General features: G+C 46.1%; 19 protein-coding genes. 17 read left to right on the forward strand and 2 right to left on the reverse strand.

All coding sequences use genetic code 11. From position 1 onward, the window contains the following. Window positions 1–103: 103 nt before the first annotated feature. The 7 genes from RB297_RS00735 (at window position 104) to RB297_RS00765 (ending at window position 6751) form a co-directional block, all read left to right on the forward strand. Window positions 104–1375 (forward strand): DNA sulfur modification protein DndB, encoded by a 1272-nt coding sequence (locus RB297_RS00735; RefSeq protein ID WP_375119470.1) that lies wholly within the window; start codon window positions 104–106, stop codon window positions 1373–1375. A gap of 31 nt (window positions 1376–1406) precedes the next feature. Beyond that, window positions 1407–2417 carry a phage lytic cycle repressor MrpR family protein gene (locus RB297_RS00740; protein ID WP_375119471.1) on the forward strand — a complete coding sequence of 337 codons (1011 nt, stop codon included), beginning with the start codon at window positions 1407–1409 and terminating at the stop codon, window positions 2415–2417. Between the two features lie 652 nt (window positions 2418–3069). Beyond that, complete coding sequence (locus RB297_RS00745; protein ID WP_375119472.1) at window positions 3070–3444, forward strand: hypothetical protein; 375 nt, start codon at window positions 3070–3072, stop codon at window positions 3442–3444. 87 nt (window positions 3445–3531) lie between these two features. Continuing rightward, complete coding sequence (locus tag RB297_RS00750; protein ID WP_375119473.1) at window positions 3532–4020, forward strand: 3D domain-containing protein; 489 nt, start codon at window positions 3532–3534, stop codon at window positions 4018–4020. Window positions 4021–4238: 218 nt separating this feature from the next. Then, entirely contained in the window at window positions 4239–4463 is a 225-nt protein-coding gene (locus RB297_RS00755) for a hypothetical protein (protein ID WP_090910796.1), read from the forward strand. Window positions 4464–4533: 70 nt separating this feature from the next. After that, window positions 4534–4926 carry a DUF302 domain-containing protein gene (locus RB297_RS00760; protein ID WP_375119474.1) on the forward strand — a complete coding sequence of 131 codons (393 nt, stop codon included), beginning with the start codon at window positions 4534–4536 and terminating at the stop codon, window positions 4924–4926. Between the two features lie 439 nt (window positions 4927–5365). Beyond that, window positions 5366–6751: an MATE family efflux transporter gene (locus RB297_RS00765; RefSeq protein ID WP_277748598.1), complete on the forward strand. Its 1386-nt coding sequence runs from the start codon at window positions 5366–5368 to the stop codon at window positions 6749–6751. A gap of 115 nt (window positions 6752–6866) precedes the next feature. On the opposite strand, the gene RB297_RS00770 is transcribed toward RB297_RS00765, so the two are convergent. Next, complete coding sequence (locus tag RB297_RS00770; RefSeq protein ID WP_375119475.1) at window positions 6867–8519, reverse strand: CoA-disulfide reductase; 1653 nt, start codon at window positions 8517–8519, stop codon at window positions 6867–6869. A 258-nt stretch (window positions 8520–8777) separates the two neighbouring features. Here RB297_RS00770 and RB297_RS00775 point away from each other — a divergent pair, with 258 nt between their 5' ends. The 9 genes from RB297_RS00775 (at window position 8778) to RB297_RS00815 (ending at window position 14294) form a co-directional block, all read left to right on the forward strand. Beyond that, the gene (locus RB297_RS00775; RefSeq protein ID WP_009591350.1) at window positions 8778–9038 is read left to right on the forward strand and encodes a metal-sensitive transcriptional regulator; all 261 of its coding nucleotides are present in this window, start codon (window positions 8778–8780) and stop codon (window positions 9036–9038) included. A 127-nt stretch (window positions 9039–9165) separates the two neighbouring features. Further along, window positions 9166–9393 carry a sulfurtransferase TusA family protein gene (locus tag RB297_RS00780; protein ID WP_096773341.1) on the forward strand — a complete coding sequence of 76 codons (228 nt, stop codon included), beginning with the start codon at window positions 9166–9168 and terminating at the stop codon, window positions 9391–9393. 89 nt (window positions 9394–9482) lie between these two features. Beyond that, entirely contained in the window at window positions 9483–9968 is a 486-nt protein-coding gene (locus tag RB297_RS00785; RefSeq protein WP_015734628.1) for a DsrE/DsrF/DrsH-like family protein, read from the forward strand. Between the two features lie 45 nt (window positions 9969–10013). Further along, window positions 10014–10379 (forward strand): rhodanese-like domain-containing protein, encoded by a 366-nt coding sequence (locus RB297_RS00790; RefSeq protein WP_277748599.1) that lies wholly within the window; start codon window positions 10014–10016, stop codon window positions 10377–10379. Window positions 10380–10408: 29 nt separating this feature from the next. Further along, the gene (locus RB297_RS00795) at window positions 10409–10705 is read left to right on the forward strand and encodes a rhodanese-like domain-containing protein (RefSeq protein WP_096773343.1); all 297 of its coding nucleotides are present in this window, start codon (window positions 10409–10411) and stop codon (window positions 10703–10705) included. A gap of 101 nt (window positions 10706–10806) precedes the next feature. Next, window positions 10807–11394 (forward strand): sulfurtransferase TusA family protein, encoded by a 588-nt coding sequence (locus tag RB297_RS00800; protein WP_096773344.1) that lies wholly within the window; start codon window positions 10807–10809, stop codon window positions 11392–11394. 109 nt (window positions 11395–11503) lie between these two features. After that, on the forward strand, window positions 11504–12631 hold the full coding sequence (locus tag RB297_RS00805) for an MBL fold metallo-hydrolase (RefSeq protein ID WP_096773345.1): 1128 nt from the start codon (window positions 11504–11506) through the stop codon (window positions 12629–12631). A gap of 169 nt (window positions 12632–12800) precedes the next feature. After that, window positions 12801–13583 (forward strand): sulfite exporter TauE/SafE family protein, encoded by a 783-nt coding sequence (locus RB297_RS00810; RefSeq protein WP_096773346.1) that lies wholly within the window; start codon window positions 12801–12803, stop codon window positions 13581–13583. A 114-nt stretch (window positions 13584–13697) separates the two neighbouring features. Beyond that, window positions 13698–14294: a class I SAM-dependent methyltransferase gene (locus RB297_RS00815; protein ID WP_375119776.1), complete on the forward strand. Its 597-nt coding sequence runs from the start codon at window positions 13698–13700 to the stop codon at window positions 14292–14294. A gap of 25 nt (window positions 14295–14319) precedes the next feature. On the opposite strand, the gene RB297_RS00820 is transcribed toward RB297_RS00815, so the two are convergent. Continuing rightward, on the reverse strand, window positions 14320–15123 hold the full coding sequence (locus RB297_RS00820) for a helix-turn-helix domain-containing protein (RefSeq protein WP_213577861.1): 804 nt from the start codon (window positions 15121–15123) through the stop codon (window positions 14320–14322). Window positions 15124–15368: 245 nt separating this feature from the next. Here RB297_RS00820 and RB297_RS00825 point away from each other — a divergent pair, with 245 nt between their 5' ends. Continuing rightward, the gene (locus RB297_RS00825) at window positions 15369–16829 is read left to right on the forward strand and encodes a sulfatase family protein (protein ID WP_375119476.1); all 1461 of its coding nucleotides are present in this window, start codon (window positions 15369–15371) and stop codon (window positions 16827–16829) included. The last annotated feature ends 44 nt before the right edge of the window (window positions 16830–16873 follow it).

Below are 16873 nucleotides of genomic sequence, written 5' to 3' on the forward strand. Positions count from 1 at the left end.
TCTGCTTTATGTATTATTTTTATTTTTTGTGTATAATAGCGAATAGGGAAATATCGGTCAAGATCGTGTGAGGTGAATAGGTTTGTATAGGTATCGGGAAGAATTGGAAGAAGCATTGAAAAATGTAATTGAGGAAATAAAGCATAAAAGAAAAGTGCTGGAACAAATAAATGGGGAATTAAAAAAATACAATATTCCAAACGGTACGATTAACTCCATAGCCCGCGGCGATGATCGGATAGCTTCATTAGATTCTCCTCTCTTGTGTCTAATATGTTTAGCTGTATACACCATTACTGGCATTCAGTCAATATCCCCGTATGAATATTACTCGGATCGTGAGATCGAGCTTTCCAAAAAAAATCTAGGCACTTCAAATAGATTTCATCTTCTGCAGCTGCCGATTCAATTGGTAGATGTAACTATGATCGATTTGGAGAATTATATTACAAAAATAAAAATGTCTTATCTCGTCCAAATGTATCATTCCCAATTGATTACCTATGATTATGAAACTCAGAGAAGTCCAAAATTCAAGAGAACGAAGAACGGTGTAGTACCTGTTCCGGATATTAACAAGAAAAGCGTCGAAGACATCTCGGATCATATGTTACGAGAAACATATTTTTCGGACATGATAACATTAAATGTGTATTCAACGGACGTCGAACCCCTACATTATAATGAAAAAAACAAAACGCTAACCATAAACAGCAGAGCGACAATCTCAATTCTGGATGGGTTCCACAGACTTCAGGGTGGAGTGCGAGCTGTAGCCATAAATCCGGATCTTGATTTAGAAATGATTTTATCTGTTCGCAGTTATGATACAGACTCAGCTAAAAAATATTTTGGGCAAATCAACACCATCAACGTAGTGAAGCCCCAACGATTAAAGGAACTCAAGTCTCAGAAATATTCTGACATTGTGGTCAGGGATCTTCAGAAAAAGACAGACTTGAAAGGAAAGATTGCCTCTAGCTCCAAGATAAGCGAGGTTGCTGGGCAACTGACAACGTTTGATATTTTGTCGTATGCCATTGATAAAGTTTTTGACCCCAAAACAACCTTGGAGGCGAAAGAAGTTTCCAGCTATTTAGTGGATTTCTTTAATTATCTAACCGGTTTATTCGCTCAGGAGTTTATAATGAATCCGAATGAATACCGAAAAGGCTATATTAATCATCCGTTGATGTTTGCCGCATATATCCGGATTGCAAAAGATTTTAAAGATCAACAAACCGACCTGAATAAAATAAAAGCCAGAATAGATAAAATTGATTTCCACAATCGAGAGCTGCTTGAGATTCTCGAAGATCGAAGAGGCATAAACAATAATAGAAATCGCAACGCGATGATTCATTATTTCAGTTAATTTTATTAATTGTTGATAAGAGGGTGACGAAGTGTCTAATAAAATATACGAAAGCGGCTTCTATAACGAAGAACAGAAGCAAATGTTTCTTAAAGGGTTAAGATCAAACACTTTATCCACCTTCTCGAGAGTTTTGAACAGAGCCAAAATGCTGGAGGAGCAATTCGAGAAAGATCTTTATGATTTTAATATCTATGAAATCGAGAGCTTGATTAGTTATTTGAATCCGAAAACCATGAATTCTGTTTTGTCGTCCGCTTCCATTATTCAAAGCTATATTCGTTGGGCGATAGAGGAAGATTTAAGAGCCAATAATTTAAATCCGTTAGATACCATATTTGGGCAAGAATATTATTCAAAGTTTGTGGATAAAACGAATAAACTGATTTTTTCCAAGGAAGAAATTGATGATATAACAGGGGGGTTAGTCAACTTTCAGGATTCTGCGATTATTCAAACGATATTCGAAGGAATACTAGGGAAGGGGTATAGTGAAGTACTTAATCTGACCATTCATGATATTAGCAATGAGGATTCTAAAGTGTTATTGAGAAATAATACAGATATAGGTCCAGATCAGTATTCTGAAAGGAAATTAGAGGTATCACAGGAACTTATTTTAATGTTAAATAGAGCTTTTGAAGAGAAGATATATTATAAAAATAACGGAAATCCGGCAGCGAATATTAAAGCCCCAACCTCAAAATTAGTAAGTAATGAATACGTATTTCGGAGTGCCGTGTTAAATACAAAGGCTAGTGGTAAAGCAGATCCACATTTAATTCTGAGAAGATTGAAAAAAATCGGAGAATGGTATCAACAGCCCTTCCTAACAGCTATTAATATACGTAATTCCGGCATGGTCTATATGGCCAACCAATTGAGAATAAGAACAGGAAAGTTTGATAAAGAAACGTTTGATATCGTATGCGATCGATTTAATATCTCCAAAATCAAAAATAGTAGCGACTATAATGCATCAAGAATACGAAATGACTTTTTGAATATCGATAAAATAATAGAAGTCTATGGTGAAGAATAAGTGTAAAGAGCTTATTCTTTTTTTATATTCATAACCCCCCATGGAATCATTTTTTTCCCGTGATTCATTGATACTGTATTGAAGGAGTCATTGTTTGCTCGAAATGACGAACATAAACGAAATTATAAGGGGGAGTGTTTGTAAAATGAAATCGATCGTTGTAATACGAAGAGAGGGTAAGGTGCTCCATGATCAAGCGCAGTGGCTGAGCATCGAAGATATTAATTTTACGGAATCGGGAAAAATCAGGGGAGAGATTCGAACCGTCTTACATACAGATAATAGACAATTTGTATATTGTACGACAAAATGATCAGATTGCGGAATTAAATGTCAAAACTAAAGATTCTAAAACAGCATATGCGTAGTTATATAAAATGATTAATAAAGGAAATATATAAAAAAAGTCTTGGGAAAATTATCTTGTTTCGCAAAGTGATTCATCGTATAATTGAAAAAACAGGAACAAACGTTCGTGAATATAAAGTGAATCTACAATAAACGACACGAATTATTATTTTTATTTCCAATTCATGCTAAGCCAAGTATATTTCAAGGGCAATGTAATGAGTTTTCTTAATTTACCAACCACTTTAATATGACTTATCAGAGAATTACTATGACAACATGATGATCGAAGGAGAATATATATATGAATGATGATTTGTTTATGAAATTACGAATAAGCCCGGCTGCTATAGAATTAATATCCATGATTAATTTCTTGTTTCTACTTGAGGATGAAAAAATAAAGCTGGTTAAAGATTGTGAAGGTGAAGAGGGTAAGGTGATTAATAGGTATGTCAACAATAAACGCAGAGAGATCATAACCAATCGGCTGTATACACTGGATGATTTTATAAGAGATTGGCAAATGAATCAGAAATCAGCATTGGAAAAATTATTTCAAGAACCACTTACCGATGTAAAATTGGTTAAGTTAAAAGTCAAAGACCCCATACTCATTTATAAGATACATAATACTCAGCCACATATGAGATTTATGAAATTTATTATGATCATATGATCTATACGAGCCTTCACTAAGGCTCGAAGAAATTCGTAGAATCAAGTTATTTGGAGTGGCTGAAAAATACATAAAAGGAGAAAGAGTATGCGATTAACCGTTGTATCATTAGTAATGTGCACTATATTTGCCATTTCGTTAATAGAGGATCAAAGCTCAAATAGGCAAGAGGAGGTACGGTTTATTGATAGCTATGAATATAAAAATAAAAATAATAAACCGAATGAATTGATTGATGCATCGTTCGAAGAGAACATTAATAGTGCGGAACAGTATATACTGTTTACTTTAACTGCGTATACCAATGGGCCTGAATCAACAGGGAAAAATCCAGGTGATCCCGATTATGGTGTTACGGCTTCCGGAAAGCAAACCAAGGAGAATTGGACGATTGCAGCTGATCCGAAAGTGCTTCCTTTTGGAACAAAAGTTTACATTGACGGTGTAGGTGAGCGGGTGGTAGAAGATACAGGATCTGCGATTAAAGGTCATATAATCGATGTATTTATTAACGATCTAAACGAGGCAAAGCAATTCGGAAGACGTAAGAATGTTAAAGTTTGGATTATACAGTAACTAAAACTAGAAAGAGTGTGATTATCATATGTGTAAAGTCAACATGATAGTTTTCAGAGAATTACTGGATTTATATGAACAAGAGGATCTCATGTTTAGTGAGAAATTAGAGCTAAGGGACAAACTTCAAGATTTTTTGGATGACATTGAGAAGAAAATCGATGAGCACTATATTTAATGCGTTAATAAAATAAAAATAATGATAGAGGTATTATAAAATGATACTTAAAGAAACGTTGGATATCGATAAAGCAAGGTATATTCTTGTCCATGAAAATAGATTTTTGGATCAGGGGTGTCATGTGAAAGAAGGCAAAATGTATAAAATTGAACGGAATTTTTCGAATACCCTTTTCCACAATGGTGAAGCATACATAATGGATGAAGATGGAAAGGAGAATGAAGCTGTCTTTTTGGTTTGTAGATCGCAACTCTATATTTGACTGTATAACAAAGTAATGAATGACCGTACCCCAGCCGCACCTAAAGTCTTACCATTCTGGAGGGATAAACATGTTTCACTATACGGTAGAAACGGATAAGTCAGTAGACGATGCCATTGCTGCATTGGAACAAGCGTTGGCCGAAGAGAAGTTCGGTTTGCTGTGGCGATTCAGCATTCAGGACAAATTGAAAGAGAAGGGCATCGAGTTTGATCAGAAGTACGAAATACTGGAGGTATGCAATCCGGTTGAGGCGAAAAAAGTGTTGAGCGAGAATAACTTGGCCGGGTATTTCCTGCCTTGTAAACTCGCCGTTTATGGGTTTGAAGGGGGAACGAAGATCGGACTCCCGAGACCCTCGGCGTTTATTGGTATGGTGGAGAATGGATCCTTTGAATCCCTGCGGGGCATTGCCCAGGATGTGGAGAAACGGCTTATCGCTTGTATCGATAACAGCAAATAAATTCTCACATTTTGCGTGAGTGAAAAAGGAGGCCGACACGTTTGCGCTCTGAACGATCAATGATTACATCCATGGCATTTTACAGAAGAGGTCACCTTCTAAAGGCTCTGACAGAAGGTGAAGCCTCTTCTCTCCTCACCGTTCCAGCATTTAAAGGGTTATCACCTGCAGGCTCACATGAAGCTCCATATATCAGCAGTTTACGGTCATTTCCTGTGCCTTGCATTCGTTGACAGAACCCGGGTCTGGTGATATCCTCCAATCAAAGACGGGGTTTATCCGGGATCAAATGAATTCATCCGTATCGGTCCCCTTGGCGAGGGAGTAAGCTCTCCCAAGCGGAACGGTTACGGCAGCCATTTCTAAATACCGTAAGCCTGAAGCTCTTCGCATGAAGAGTTTTTTCTTTTATATTACAACGAAAAGAATGTGATGACAGATGTTGGTTCGATTACGAACCCGAATGAACGGTTTGCTTCAACATCATTTATCCGGGGAGTCGATGGACTACCGGCAGATTTTTGCTTTATTTTTTCCGATATTGATCGACCAGGCATTCATCATCGGGTTGAACCTGGTCAACACGGCCATGATTAGCTCGTCGGGCGTTTCGGCGGTCAGCGCCGTGAACATGGTGGACTCCTTGAACATCTTCTTGATTAATGTGTTTGTGGCAGTGGCAACTGGGGGCACCGTCGTTGTTGCGCAGTACAAGGGAAGCGGCAACGCGATGATGGTATCCCGGGCATCCGCCGCCACGGTAACTTCGGTGGCGATGATCGCTTTAGCGATCGCGCTGCTGATCATCGGGCTTCACCAGCCGGTGCTGAATCTGCTGTTCGGCTCAGCGTCGCCTGAAGTGCTGGAGAGTGCGCGGATTTATCTGATCGGAAGCAGCACTTCCTTTATCGGGATTGCGATTGTGCAGGCGGTCTGCGGCGCGCTGAGGGGTATCGGCAAGACCCGCGCATCACTGGCGTTGTCGCTGATCATGAACCTGCTCTACGTTCTGCTGAACATCGTGTTCATCACGCTGCTGAATATGGGCGTTATGGGCATGACGCTGGCCATCAACATCGCCCGTTTTGCCGGGGCCGCCTGCGCGCTTTATTATCTGTTTAAAGTAGACGCAACGCTGCATATCCGCCTGCGGGACCTGTTTCATTTTCCGATATCGATGCTGCGCAAAATTATGTTTATCGGGCTTCCGTTCGCAGCCGAGCAGATGTTCTTTAACGGAGGAAAGCTGTTAACCCAAGTGTTTATCGTCAGCCTGGGAACGTACGCCATTGCAACGAACGCAATCGGATCTTCGCTTGCGGCCGTCTTTCAGATTCCAGCCAGCGCGTTGTCTTTAACGATTGTGACCGTCGTCGGTCAATGCATCGGCCGCGGTAATATAGCGGATGCCCGGAAGTTCATCAAATCTTTTTTGTGGCTTGGCGCTATCTCGCTGGCCTTGATGGGTTTGATTTTGATGCCGCTCTACCGCCCGCTGGTCGGGTTGTTCAACCCGCCTCCGGAAATCGTGAACGATCTGTTCGTGGTGCTGTTGATTAATACGCTTGTACAGGTTCCGCTATGGTCGATAAGCTTTATTCTGCCATCGGCGCTGCGTGCGGCAGGCGACTCGCGTTTTACGTCGATCACTTCGATGCTGACCATGTGGCTATTCCGGGTGATTCTCGGTTATATTATGGGGATCGTTCTGGGCTGGAGCATTCTTGGCGTATGGCTGGCCATGAACTGCGAATGGGGCGTGCGAGGAGCGATCTTCCTATGGCGCTTCCGCGGCAAGAAATGGTATGCGCATAAACTGATTTAGCCATTATCTATTTCAAATAAAGAAAAAAAGCCCCGCATTGGCGGGGCTTTTTTTTATGTTGTTTTGAATAGCAATCCGGTTGTCCATCGATTCAAGGCAGTTTAAGTTGGATCGATTAGGACGGCTTATACACGGACGAGTATGTTTTCCAGCCGCCGTCGAGATTCTTAACCCGAAAGCCGTGCTCGTTCAAAATACGTGCCGCTAAATATCCGCGCAGCCCAACCTGGCAAGTCACATACAGCGTTTCGCTCTCCGGTAGTTCCTTCAGTCGGCTGCGCAGATCGTTAAGGGGTATGTTAATGGAACCTGCGATATAACCGGCTTCCCTTTCCTTAGGTTCGCGAACGTCGATTAAGGTTGCACCGTTTTCAACCAGTTCGTCGATTTCATGCCATTGGACCGTTTCAACCAAGCCATCCAAGATGTTGGCGGCAACATATCCGGCATAGTTAACCGGGTCTTTGGCGGAGGAATAAGGGGGCGCGTAGGAAAGCTCCAGCTCCGTCAAGTCCCATACATTGAGATTTCCCTTGATTGCTGTAGCAATGACATCGATTCGCTTGTCCACGCCATCTGCTCCAATCGCTTGCGCCCCATAGATTTGACCTGTTTCCGAATGGAATAACAGCTTCAAGGAGATGGGATACGCCCCGGGGTAATACCCGGCATGCGACGAAGGGTGAATATGGATGGCGTGATAAGGTAGGTTCATCTGCTTTAGGCGCTTTTCGTTAACACCTGTCGCAGCAACCGTTAGATCAAATACCTTGGCAATCGACGAACCGAGCGTGCCTTTGTAACGATTGTTTTTACCATAGATATGATCCGCAACCAAGCGTCCCTGCCGATTGGCAGGACCGGCGAGCGGGATAAAGGCCTGGGTCTGAAGGACATAATCCTTTACCTCAATCGCATCGCCGATGGCATAAATGCTCGGGTCGGCGGTCTGCATATATTCGTTAACTTGAATTCCGCCGCGATCATTGACGGGAAGTCCGGCAGCCGACGCCAGCATGCTCTCTGGCCGAACGCCTATCGAAAGCAACGTCATCTCGGTTGATATTCGTTTGCCGCTGGAAAGCTCGATTTGTTGGCCGCAGTCATGAAATGCTTCTACGCCATCCTCAAGAATCAGACGAACTTTTTTTTCTTTAAGGTGCGACTGAACGATCGCCGCCATTTCGTAATCCAGCGGAGCCATCACCTGGTTGGCCATTTCGACGACTGTAACCTGGACGCCGCGATCCGTCAGATTCTCGGCCATTTCCAGCCCGATAAACCCGCCCCCGACAATAACGGCTTCCTTCGGCTGGACTTCATCCACGTACCGCTTGATTCGGTCGGTGTCCGGGATATTCCGTAACGTGAATACGTTACGAGCTTCGGACAAGCCGGGAATATCCGGCACCACGGGCTTCGCGCCGGGCGACAGGATTAGATAATCATAGCTCTCGGTGTAGGTTTCGCCGGTAGCAAGGTTTTTAATCGTAACCATTTTTTTATCACGCAGAATGGACGTAACTTCGCTGAGATTGCGAATATCCAGTTCGTAGCGGCGGCTAAGGCCGGGTACGGTCTGCACCATAAGCTTATTGCGGTCGGTTATAGTTTCTCCAATATAATAGGGCAGACCGCAGTTGGCAAACGAAATATATTCCCCGCGTTCCACTAAAACAATGGCAGAGCTCTCATCCAATCTCCGCAGCCTGGCAGCTGCCGAGGCACCACCTGCTACACCGCCGACAATGACGATTTTTTTGCCCATCGAATATTCCTCCCTGAATTGGTGTAAATTATGAATGGATTATATATACCCTATGGGGTATCATAGCATAGGGCAGCATAAAAAGGTGTGACAAATATCAGACATGTCTGTTAATCGGCAAGTTAGAACTCATCTCAATGAAGCTGTGGCAGCCGAAACTTGACAACATACCCATGGGGGTATATATTAAGGACATGCAACCTATATGCTTTAAATCATGCATCCTAATAATAGTACACAGACAGGAGGGGGATCCAGATGGATTACAATGATCAGATGAAGAATCGGGTGAAACGCATTGAAGGGCAGCTGCGCGGCATTCTGAAAATGATGGAGGAGAACCAGGATTGCAAGGAAGTGATCACCCAGCTGTCTGCAACGCGGACGGCGATCGATCGGACGATCGGCGTTGTCGTCAGCTCAAATCTTGTGGAATGCGTACAGCAGGCCGCAGAGACCGGGCAGGATACGGAGAAGCTTGTGGTTGAAGCGGTAAATCTGCTAGTTAAGAGCAGATAATGGGGAAGTGTCCCTCATTTCAATATCTGGAACCACAAATAAGATTGACAGGACCTTCGATATCGTTTAATATACCCCCATGGGTATATATAGATCTTATACTCATCCATTTTAAGGAGGAATCATGATGAACGCGGATAAACTATTGGACGTTAAAGGCTTGGCCTGTCCCATGCCGATCGTGAAAACAAAGAAACAGATGAAAGAAATGGAACAAGGTCAAGTGCTTGAGATTCATGCAACGGATCAAGGCGCGAAGAGCGATTTGACGGCTTGGGCCAAATCGACGGGCAACGAGATGCTGGAACATCAAGAGGATGGCGGCGTGCTGAAGTTTTGGATTAAGAAGGGATAATTTTTTTTGAGTGTTTTAATACCCGTAGGGGTATAAGAGACTTTGCTATTGGATCTATTAATAAACGCATTACAGGGGGAGATCATGACGTGACAGAAACAAAAAAGACAACGATCGTATTATTCAGCGGCGATTATGACAAAGCAATGGCTGCCTATATTATCGCCAACGGTGCGGCCGCATACGACCATGAGGTGACGATTTTCCACACCTTCTGGGGGCTGAACGCATTGCGGAAGGATGAGGATGTCCTGCTGCCCAAGAAAAAAAGCTTCATAGAGAAGATGTTCGGAAAAATGATGCCGCGCGGATCCAACCACATGGGACTTTCCAAAATGAATTTTGCCGGGATGGGTCCCAAAATGATCAAGGACGTGATCAAGAAACACAACGCCGTTCCGCTTCCGCAATTGATCGAGATGGCGCAGGAGCAGGACGTGAAGCTGGTTGCATGCACGATGACGATGGATCTGCTTGGGCTGCAGCAAGAAGAACTGCTGGACGGCATCGAGTATGCGGGCGTTGCGGCGTATTTGGGCGACGCTCAGGATGGCAACGTTAACTTGTTCATTTAAGGAAAACAGCAGCGAAGGCTGCTGTTATAAAGAGAGGGAATAAAGATGGATATTCTCAATGTATTGTTCATTGCACTTATCATTCTGTTTGTCGTTTGGAGAATTCTCCCGGCCAAAGGAGTCAGGCAAATTACCGCGGCTCAGCTAAACCATGAGCTGAAGGATGCCAATGCGAACAAGCAGTTCATCGATGTCCGGACGCCGGGAGAATTCAAGGGAAATCACATTCGGGGTTTCCGCAATATTCCGCTGGATCAGCTCTTGTCGAGCAGCGAGTCGCTCTCCAAAGAGAGGGAAGTGGTATTGATCTGCCAAAGCGGTATGCGAAGCAACAAAGCGAGCAAAACATTAAAGAAATCAGGCTTTGTGAAGGTAACGAATGTGAAGGGCGGCATGAATGCCTGGTCTTAAATTTAAAAGTAAAAGGAGTGCTGGTCAGCATGAGAGAAATTTCTCCAAAAGATCTAGAGCGGATGTTGAGTGACGGGACAGCCGTGAATATCATTGATGTGCGAGAAGCGGAAGAAGTCGCGGAAGGGAAAATTCCGGGCGCCGTCAACATTCCCCTCGGTCTGATTGAATTCCGCAAGCAGGATCTTGATCGGTCGAAAGAATATATCATGGTATGCCGTTCCGGCGGCCGCAGCGGCCGTGCAGCTGAATATTTGGAAAGCCAAGGCTATCACGTCGTCAATATGACGGGCGGCATGCTCGCATGGGAGGGCAAAACAGAGTAATCGTGTCTGTTTGAAAAGAATGGGTGTGTTAGTCACCCCCTTTTTTTGAAATGAAATATACCCCTACGGGTATAAATTAAACAATGGAGGTTGTATGTGATATGACAGCAATTGAATCGAATATGAAGCTGGACGCTAAGGGGCTGGCATGCCCGATGCCCATCGTCCGCACGAAAAAAGCGATGAAGGATCTTGAAGCCGGTTATGTGCTGGAGGTAGAGGCAACCGACAAAGGTTCCAAGGCCGACATGCAGGCATGGGCGGAAAGCACGGGCCATCAATATCTCGGTACGATTGAAGAGGGGGATGTGCTGAAGCACTATCTTCGCAAATCGTCAGGGGAAGAAACGGCAGAACGAAGCTATCCACATGTAGCGTCTAATGATCAGCTGGAGGAGAAACTTGCGTCCGGAGCGCCAATCATCGTCCTGGATGTGAGGGAAGCGGCGGAGTTTGCTTTCAGGCATATTCGCAATGCCGTATCGATTCCGCTTGGCGAACTGGATGAACGCATGGTCGAGCTGAACAAAGAGGATGAAATCTATGTCATCTGCCGTACCGGGACAAGGAGCGACCTCGCTGCGCAAAAGCTCTCAGCTAAAGGCTATGCAAGCATTATAAACGTGGTGCCGGGCATGAGCGGCTGGAGAGGTGAAACATTGGGCTTGGATGATGGCGCAGATGCTTAAGATGGCTGTCCAATAAGCATGCTTAGCACTTCGTATTTACAATGGGCAGCCGGAAGGAATGTGCAATTTATCAGATCCAATGACTGAATTTAAGAGGAGGAAGAGCACCATGACAATGAGAGAAATGAAAGCGCAAGAAGTGGCCATGAAGGTGATTCGCAAAGAGAGCCTGTTTCTATTGGACGTGCGGAACCCTTCGGATTTTGAAGATTGGAAGATTGAGGGCGAAGGAGTTCGGCATTTGAATATCCCTTATTTTGATTTGATTGACGGCGTGGAAGAAATATTGGATCAAATCCCGATGGATCAAGAAGTGCTGGTTGTATGCGCCAAGGAAGGATCGTCGGTGATGGTGGCCGAGATGCTGGCCGAGCACGGACGGAATGTCGCGTACTTAAAAGGGGGGATGAAAGCCTGGAGCGAACATCTTGTCCCGCTGAAAATCGGCAGCTTGGCGGATGGCGGCACGCTATATCAGTTTGTTCGTATCGGCAAAGGTTGTTTGTCTTATATGGCGGTATCGAACGGCGAAGCGGCTTTGTTTGACGCTACCCGCATGACGGAGGTATATCTTGAATTTGCCGAAAGCGTGGATGCCCAAATCAAGCATGTGTTCGATACCCATCTCCATGCAGACCATATTTCCGGCGGTCGAATGATTGCTGAGCAGACAGGAGCCGTATACTGGCTTCCGCCAGAGGATGCCAGCGAGGTCGTGTTTAAATACGAGCCGTTGAAGAACGGCGATCAAGTGGTGATTGGCGGGAGCACCATCCGCATCGATGCGCTCCATTCTCCAGGCCATACCATCGGATCCACTTCGTTTGTCATAGATGACCGCTACCTGCTGACAGGCGATATTCTGTTTATCGATTCCATCGGCCGTCCGGATCTGGCGGGACTGGCAGACGATTGGGTCGGCGATTTGCGGGAGACGCTCTATGCCCGCTACCCCCATCTATCGGATGATCTGACCGTGCTGCCGGCGCATTTCATGATCATGGACGAATTGAACGAGGACGGGACGGTCGCGAAGAAATTGGGAGAGCTGTACCGGGAAAACCATGGCCTCAACATCGCCGACGAGACGGAATTCCGAACATTGGTAACGCAGAATCTGCCGCCGCAGCCTAACAGCTATCAGGAAATCCGTCAAACCAACATGGGGAAAATGAACCCTGACACCGAGCGGCAGCGTGAGATGGAGATTGGGCCGAACCGCTGTGCCGTACGTTAATTTTGACAAGGACGTCTGATGTTAAGAGGCAGGATTATTCATAATTAGGAGTCATAGCAAGGGGCGATAACAAGATCGGCCATGGATATAAACGTATGAAACAAGATGTAATGAGATCCGAGGGAACCAGAAGGTTCCCTTTTCTAAAGAGAAATAAGGGGGCAGCATGATGGAACTAAGTATCTCCTTCATCATAACGATATTTTTAATCGGATTCATTGGCTCTTATATATCAGGGATGGTTGGCATCGGCGGATCGATTATCAAATACCCGATGCTGCTGTATATCCCGCCGTTATTCGGCCTTGCGGCTTTCACCGCGCATGAAGTATCGGGCATCAGCGCCGTACAGGTATTCTTTGCCACGATCGGGGGCGTGTGGGCATACCGCAAAGGCGGATATCTGAACAAAACGCTCATTATCTATATGGGTTCGGCCATATTGCTGGGCAGCTTCATCGGCGGTTTCGGCTCCAAGATGATGAGCGAAGGCGGCATCAATCTCATCTACGGCATATTGGCGCTGGTTGCGGCCGTGATGATGTTCATCCCGAACAAAGGGGTGGACGATATTCCCCTGGATCAGGTCAAGTTCAATAAATGGCTGGCCGCTGTGCTTGCTCTTGTGGTCGGAATCGGAGCCGGTATCGTCGGAGCGGCCGGCGCGTTCCTGCTCGTTCCGATCATGCTGGTTGTATTGAAAATACCGACGCGGATGACCATTGCCACATCGCTTGCGATCACCTTCATCTCATCCATCGGTTCGACGGTTGGCAAACTGACGACGGGGCAAGTGGATTATATCCCCGCCCTTATTATGGTTGTTGCCAGCTTGATCGCTTCTCCACTCGGTGCGGCCGCAGGCAAGAAGATGAACACAAAGATACTGCAGATCATTTTGGCCGTCTTGATCCTGGCAACGGCCATCAAAATTTGGCTGGACATTCTATGATGGTTCTATCGTTTAAGTAAGAGGCGATGCTGCAGAGGATGAAACAGGCATGATAATATGGTGATATGCCCAATGTTATTCAAGTAATTGATGATCAATAGGGGGGATCCAATGATGAATCCTTGGAATGAACGGTTTCAGGGCGAAGACTATGTCTTCGGAACCGAGCCCAATGTATTTATAGCCGACATGCATAAGAGGTTGGCATTAACGGGTAATGCGCTTGCGATCGCGGAGGGCGAAGGACGAAATGCGGTATTTCTGGCACGCGAAGGCATGAACGTTACCGTGTGGGATTATGCGGAGTCCGGCCTGAACAAAGCCAATAAGCTGGCCGAAGCCAGCGGCGTTGAGATTCGCACCGAGCTTGTGGATCTTGGGGAAGCGCAGTGGACGAAGGAGCAATGGGATGAGATCATTTGCGTGTTCGGACATTTTCCCAAAGAATTGAGAACAAGGACGCTGGAAGGCGTGAAAACCGCGGTGAAGCCGGGAGGATATTTTCTCACCGAAGTGTATTCCCCGTACCAGATTCCTTATCGAAGCGGGGGACCGCAAGATCCTCAGTTTTTATACGCGCCCGGGGATTTCCTCGAAGCTTTTGCGGATTGGCGAATTGTCCATTTTTTCATGGGTGAGGTCGTTCGGCAGGAAGGACAGGGGCATCAGGGCTTGTCCCATGTCCTTCAGTTTGCGGGGCAAAAACCGTAATCAAATAAATATTTGCGAATAAGCATTAGGTGAACAGATTGGATACATCGGACCGGTTGCCCTGTTGCACATAGTCGGAGGGTGACAGACCGGTGTATTTTTTAAACATGCGATAAAAATAGGACGTATCATAATAACCCAGATAGTGGGCGATATGAGCGATTGTCATGTCGGAATGAAGCAGCAGGCCGCACGCTTCCAGCACGCGCAGCTGGTGCATGTACCGAATCGGGGAATGACCGTACACCTCCTTGAAGAGGGCGGTGGCATAATTGGGGGAACGATGGATTAACTTCGCGAGTTTATCGATTTCAATCGGTTCGCGGTAATGGTCCAACAGATACGATTTGATGGTGTCCGCATAATTTCTTTTGCTTGGCGGCAGCTCGGTCTTCTCGAGTTCCCGGGCCAGCATGCCGAGCAGCTCCTGCATGATGCCCTGACAGATCATGGAGCGGTAGCTTTTGCCGCCGCGCATTTCCTCGAATAATCGCTCGCAGCGGCGGTAGGCATACTGAATATGCGCAAGGTTGAATTTGAGGAATTGCCCTCCATCCAGAAACGGAATGCCTGTGGTTACCTGAGGATCCATCGTAAAGAGAATGGTGTATTTCCGATGAGGGATGCCATTCCAGTTGCCGCCGCTCCGTTTCGTCGATTGCGGGATGAAGAGCACGTCTTCTTCTTCCGCAATGATCTCCTCCCCGTTGATTTCATACCTCACTTTGCCTTCTCTTACCACAACGAGCACGTTGTAACGGATCGTCTCTAGCTGAGTCCGCCAGTTCGGGATATGATCATCAAAATTCACGCTCATTAACTGGATCACAGACAAGCACCTCGCAGTGATTTTATACCTATAGCCTAGCATATCTATGCTTCCAATGAGTAGGTGTTTGTTGGAATTTACAGGTCTGCTAACCAAAATTGAAGGAGAATCGTACAACAAATTAACGAAATGTACATCGACTCAACAGGAAGCATTGGCCTATAATTTCTGTCAAAAGCAGTCATTTTGTAAACGCTGACATGTAAGGATAAGAGAAAAGGGATGAGGAAGGAAGCGATACGTGTATGAGAGTATTATTGCTGGATTTGGACTCGACCAGACCGGATCATTTAGGGTGTTACGGATACCATCGGAATACGTCGCCCAACATTGACCGGATAGCGGCGGAAGGCGTACGCTTCGACAATTACTATACCTCCGACGCTCCATGTTTTCCATCAAGAACCGCGCTGATGACCGGCAAGTTCGGCATTCATAACGGCGTCGTGGGTCATGGAGGCTCGGCAGCCGACGTGCGGCATGAAGGCATTACGCGGGATTTCCGCGACAAGCTGGCTTCGGAGAGTTTTCCCGCCATTTTTCGCCGGGCCGGCATGAAAACCGCGTTGATCAGTCCGTTTGGAGAGCGCCATTCCGCTTGGACCTTCTATGCGGGCTTCAATGAAATGTATAATACAGGCAAAGGCGGCTTGGAGTCGGCTGAGGAAGTGTCTCCTGTCGTGCTGGACTGGCTGGATCGCAACGCCGATGAAGATAACTGGATGCTCTATGTGAACTTCTGGGATCCGCATACGCCGTATCGTGCACCTCAGTCGCTGGGCAATCCGTTCGAGCATGATCCTCTTCCGGAGTGGTTATCCGAAGACGTGCTTCAGGAGCATCAGAAGAAGGTCGGCCCGCATGGTGTAAACGAAATTAACATGTATAATAGTGATGTGTCCCCCGATTACCCGCGTCATCCCGGAGAGATTCGGACGATGGAGGATTTGCGGACGATGGTGGACGGCTATGATTGCGGCATTCGGCATATGGACGAGCATATCGGGGCCATCTTCGAGCTGCTGGAATCCAAGGGCGTTATGGATGACTTGATCGTAATCATAACGGCGGATCATGGCGAGAACATGGGGGAGCTTGGGATTTATGGAGAACATGGCACAGCGGATCAGGGAACCTGCCGCATTCCGATGATTATCCGAGGGCCAGGCATCATGCAAGGGATAACGGATCGCAATCTGCACTATCATCTGGATCTACTGCCTACGATGGCGGAATATATGAACGTGGCACCGGCAAGAAGCTGGGATGGAGTCAGTTATGCCGAGACCCTGCGAAGCGGACGCGAGAGCGGCAGGGAGTATCTGGTGGTATCCCAATGTGCACACGTCTGCCAGCGAAGCGTGCGGTTTGGAGATTGGCTGTACATTCGTACCTATCATGACGGCTTTCATCTGTTCGACAAAGAAATGCTGTTCCATATCACCGAGGATGTGTATGAGCAGCACAACCAGGCGTCTCAAAGACCGGATCTTTGCCGGGAGGCCGTCTATCTGCTGAATGAGTGGCATGATCATATGATGTCGACAATGCCGTTTGACGTGGATCCATTGTGGACGGTCATGAAAGAGGGGGGACCTTACCACGCCAAAGGTCATTTGCCCCGGTATATCGAGCGTTTGAAGAACACGGGCCGGGGAGAAGCGGTGCCGGAGCTGATGCGCCGTCATCCTCGGGAGTTCGTGTAATCGCAATAGCAAGGTGAAGCAGGATAACCGCTCTGACAGCGGTT

It is taken from the genome of Paenibacillus sp. CR_12 (assembly GCF_041953985.1).
GTDB lineage: Bacteria > Bacillota > Bacilli > Paenibacillales > Paenibacillaceae > Paenibacillus_AQ > Paenibacillus_AQ lautus_A.

What these genes read in the sequence shown, in the direction of transcription:
- RB297_RS00800 (WP_096773344.1), top strand. Translation starts at nt 10,807, where the DNA reads ATGACAGCAATTGAATCGAATATGAAGCTGGACGCTAAGGGGCTGGCA.
- RB297_RS00815 (WP_375119776.1), top strand. Translation starts at nt 13,698, where the DNA reads ATGAATCCTTGGAATGAACGGTTTCAGGGCGAAGACTATGTCTTCGGA.
- RB297_RS00805 (WP_096773345.1), top strand. Translation starts at nt 11,504, where the DNA reads ATGACAATGAGAGAAATGAAAGCGCAAGAAGTGGCCATGAAGGTGATT.
- RB297_RS00770 (WP_375119475.1), bottom strand. Translation starts at nt 8,519, where the DNA reads ATGGGCAAAAAAATCGTCATTGTCGGCGGTGTAGCAGGTGGTGCCTCG.
- RB297_RS00780 (WP_096773341.1), top strand. Translation starts at nt 9,166, where the DNA reads ATGAACGCGGATAAACTATTGGACGTTAAAGGCTTGGCCTGTCCCATG.
- RB297_RS00760 (WP_375119474.1), top strand. Translation starts at nt 4,534, where the DNA reads ATGTTTCACTATACGGTAGAAACGGATAAGTCAGTAGACGATGCCATT.
- RB297_RS00790 (WP_277748599.1), top strand. Translation starts at nt 10,014, where the DNA reads ATGGATATTCTCAATGTATTGTTCATTGCACTTATCATTCTGTTTGTC.
- RB297_RS00765 (WP_277748598.1), top strand. Translation starts at nt 5,366, where the DNA reads ATGTTGGTTCGATTACGAACCCGAATGAACGGTTTGCTTCAACATCAT.
- RB297_RS00825 (WP_375119476.1), top strand. Translation starts at nt 15,369, where the DNA reads ATGAGAGTATTATTGCTGGATTTGGACTCGACCAGACCGGATCATTTA.
- RB297_RS00775 (WP_009591350.1), top strand. Translation starts at nt 8,778, where the DNA reads ATGGATTACAATGATCAGATGAAGAATCGGGTGAAACGCATTGAAGGG.
- RB297_RS00810 (WP_096773346.1), top strand. Translation starts at nt 12,801, where the DNA reads ATGGAACTAAGTATCTCCTTCATCATAACGATATTTTTAATCGGATTC.
- RB297_RS00755 (WP_090910796.1), top strand. Translation starts at nt 4,239, where the DNA reads ATGATACTTAAAGAAACGTTGGATATCGATAAAGCAAGGTATATTCTT.
- RB297_RS00795 (WP_096773343.1), top strand. Translation starts at nt 10,409, where the DNA reads ATGAGAGAAATTTCTCCAAAAGATCTAGAGCGGATGTTGAGTGACGGG.
- RB297_RS00745 (WP_375119472.1), top strand. Translation starts at nt 3,070, where the DNA reads ATGAATGATGATTTGTTTATGAAATTACGAATAAGCCCGGCTGCTATA.
- RB297_RS00750 (WP_375119473.1), top strand. Translation starts at nt 3,532, where the DNA reads ATGCGATTAACCGTTGTATCATTAGTAATGTGCACTATATTTGCCATT.